Source organism: Streptomyces sp. 8K308 (assembly GCF_004348315.1).
Taxonomy (GTDB): domain Bacteria; phylum Actinomycetota; class Actinomycetes; order Streptomycetales; family Streptomycetaceae; genus Streptomyces.
This window is the reverse complement of the sequence record NZ_SMKC01000559.1, coordinates 1-2,320: the sequence shown is the minus strand read 5'-3', so window position 1 is coordinate 2,320 and position 2,320 is coordinate 1. Positions and strand designations below refer to the sequence as shown.

Sequence of the window (2,320 nt, the reverse complement as noted above, 5' to 3'; positions counted from 1 at the left end):
GTCGAACCCAGGACCTCGCCCCGGATGCGCCAGGTCGCCTCCGAGCTCGACGAGCTCGGCGAGTACCTGCGCCGCGCCCAGGACGACCCCCGCCGGGACCGTCCATGACCGGCGGCCGACTCCTCGCCGGGCGCTACGAACTCACTGAACCCCTGGGCAAGGGCGGCATGGGCGAGGTCTGGTCAGGACGCGACATCGCCCTCGGCGGCCGCCGGGTCGCCGTCAAGCTGCTGCACGCCGACCGCCTCGCCTCCCTCTCCGGCACGACCGACCCCGACGAACTGCGCCGCCGCTTTTTGCGCGAGTGCCGGGCCACCGCCCGCGTCGACCACCCGGGGCTCGTCGCCATCCACGACGCCGGCCGGGACGGCGAGGAGCTGTTCCTCATCATGCAGCTCATCGAGGGCTCCGACCTGGCCGACCACCTCGCGGAGCACGACCCCTACCCCTGGCCCTGGGCCGTCGCCGTGCTCGCCCAGCTCTGCTCGGCGCTCGCCGCCGTGCACGCGGTCGCGATCGTCCACCGCGACCTCAAGCCGAGCAACATCATGATCCGCCCCGACGGCCGCGCCACCGTCCTCGACCTCGGCGTCGCGGCCGTGCGCGGCGACGGCGAGGACACCCGCCTCACCCGCACCGGCGCCATGGTCGGCACCCCCGTCTACATGGCCCCGGAACAGGCCGTCGGCGACCCGCCGGTCGGCCCGGCCGCCGACCTCTACGCGCTGGGCGCCATCGGCTACGAACTCCTCACCGGCCAGGCCCCGTTCACCGCGCCCAACGCCGCCGGGCTGCTCTACAAGAAGCTGCACGAGGAACCGATCCCGGTGCAGCGGCTACGGCCCGAGGCGCCGCCGCGGCTCGCCGCCCTCATCCACCAACTGCTCGCCAAGGACCCGGCCGCCAGGCCCGCCGACACCGGCCACGTCTTCACGGTCCTCGCGCCGCTGCTGCCCCAGCCGGGACCCTCGGCGCCGCCGGCCATCCCGATGGACCCGACCCGCCCCTTCTGGCACCCGATGGCCCCCTGGCCGCCGAGCCGCCCCGCGGAACCCGACCTCGGCACGGCCCTCGACGAGGTCAAGCGCCTGCTGGCCCTCGGCCGCTACCACCAGGTCGCCGAACTCCTCAGCCACACCCTGCCCCTCGCGGCCGTCCGCTACGGCGAGAGCTCGACCATCGTGCGCAGCCTGCGCAAGCAGTACGCCTCGACGCTGCTCGACACCGGCCAGTACGCCAGGGCACTCCCTGAGATCCAGCGCCTGACCCACGAGTTCACCCTGGAACGCGGCCCCTACGACCAGGTGGTGCTGCAACTGCGGGCCGACGAGCAGCTCTGCCTGCGGGAGTTGAACCAGCGGCGCTGAGCGGGACCAGGGCCGACCGAAAGAAGTGGGCTCCCCCGCCAGGACTCGAACCTGGACACTAAGGACCAAAACCTCATGTGCTGCCAATTACACCACGGGGGAATGTGAGTCAGACGGGATCGCTCGATGGCGAACCGCCTAACCGACACCGCACACTATGCCAGCCCTTCCGCCCTCCAGGCGATGGCAATGATCAACCACCTCATGGTCGAGTGAAGATGGCGTGGGTGCCGATGCGCCGCCGGACGAGGTGCGGCTCGCCCTCGGCCACCGGACTCCCGTAGTGGAAGGTGGCCCGACCATCCGCGGCCCAGGTGAGCTCCCAGACGTCGTAGCCCTGCATCTTCTTGACGCGCAGCGACCGGCGCGGTGGGCCACCCGCCTTGAGGTCGGTCACGAACTGCGTGCCGGCCAGGAGGAAAGCAGCCTGTTGGGCGGCCGTCAGTCCCTTCCAGTCCCGCAGGAAGTGGCTCAGCGTCTCATACGTCGGCACGCCGCCTGATCTCCTCCACGTCGAGACCGGCTTGATCCGCCAGGGCCCGGAGCAAGGCCTCGCCGTCCTCGTGGACCTCGCCGCGCTCGCCCGCCGCCAGCGACTCGTCGACCTCTCGCTCCCTGGCCTGCCACTCCGGGCTCCAGAACCAGGCCTGGTCGTCCGGAACGATCGAGGCGGGTGTCAGCACGATCCGGCCGTCCTCAACCGCCACGACCAGCTGATCGCCCTCCTGGAGATCCAACCGCTCTCTTATGTCCTGCGGGACGGTGACCACCCCCTTCTTGCGGAGAGGAGTGGCTACCAGGTGCGGCCTGCGCCGTCGCTTGACATCAGCTCCAGTCTTCCTTGGTGGTGTGCGGACGCCTCCCGGGGCCTGAACCAGCGCCGACCCGGCGCTTAGGCTGGTCGCCATGAATGTGCAGGGGGCGGAGGGCGCCGCGGCCGGGGGGTTTCGGCT

At 71.5% G+C, this 2,320-nt stretch carries 3 protein-coding genes and 1 tRNA gene; 1 reads left to right on the top strand and 3 read right to left on the bottom strand.

Annotated elements, in window-relative coordinates; genetic code table 11:
* Positions 1-104 precede the first annotated feature (104 nt).
* The gene (locus E1265_RS35640; RefSeq protein ID WP_132935088.1) at positions 105-1,367 is read left to right on the top strand and encodes a serine/threonine-protein kinase; all 1,263 of its coding nucleotides are present in this window, start codon (positions 105-107) and stop codon (positions 1,365-1,367) included.
* 30 nt (positions 1,368-1,397) lie between these two features.
* On the opposite strand, the gene E1265_RS35635 is transcribed toward E1265_RS35640, so the two are convergent.
* The 3 genes from E1265_RS35635 to E1265_RS35625 all read right to left on the bottom strand — a co-directional run.
* Positions 1,398-1,469: transfer RNA gene (locus E1265_RS35635), tRNA-Gln, on the bottom strand.
* 100 nt (positions 1,470-1,569) lie between these two features.
* Positions 1,570-1,860, bottom strand: a complete 291-nt coding sequence (locus E1265_RS35630; RefSeq protein WP_132935087.1) for a hypothetical protein — start codon at positions 1,858-1,860, stop codon at positions 1,570-1,572.
* Positions 1,847-2,320: AbrB/MazE/SpoVT family DNA-binding domain-containing protein (locus tag E1265_RS35625; RefSeq protein ID WP_207931346.1), on the bottom strand; the 474-nt coding region annotated here is incomplete at its 5' end. The genes E1265_RS35630 and E1265_RS35625, both read right to left, overlap by 14 nt.

Excerpts from the sequence above, each read along its gene's own strand:
- E1265_RS35640 (WP_132935088.1), top strand. The coding sequence starts at position 105 with ATGACCGGCGGCCGACTCCTCGCCGGGCGCTACGAACTCACTGAACCC.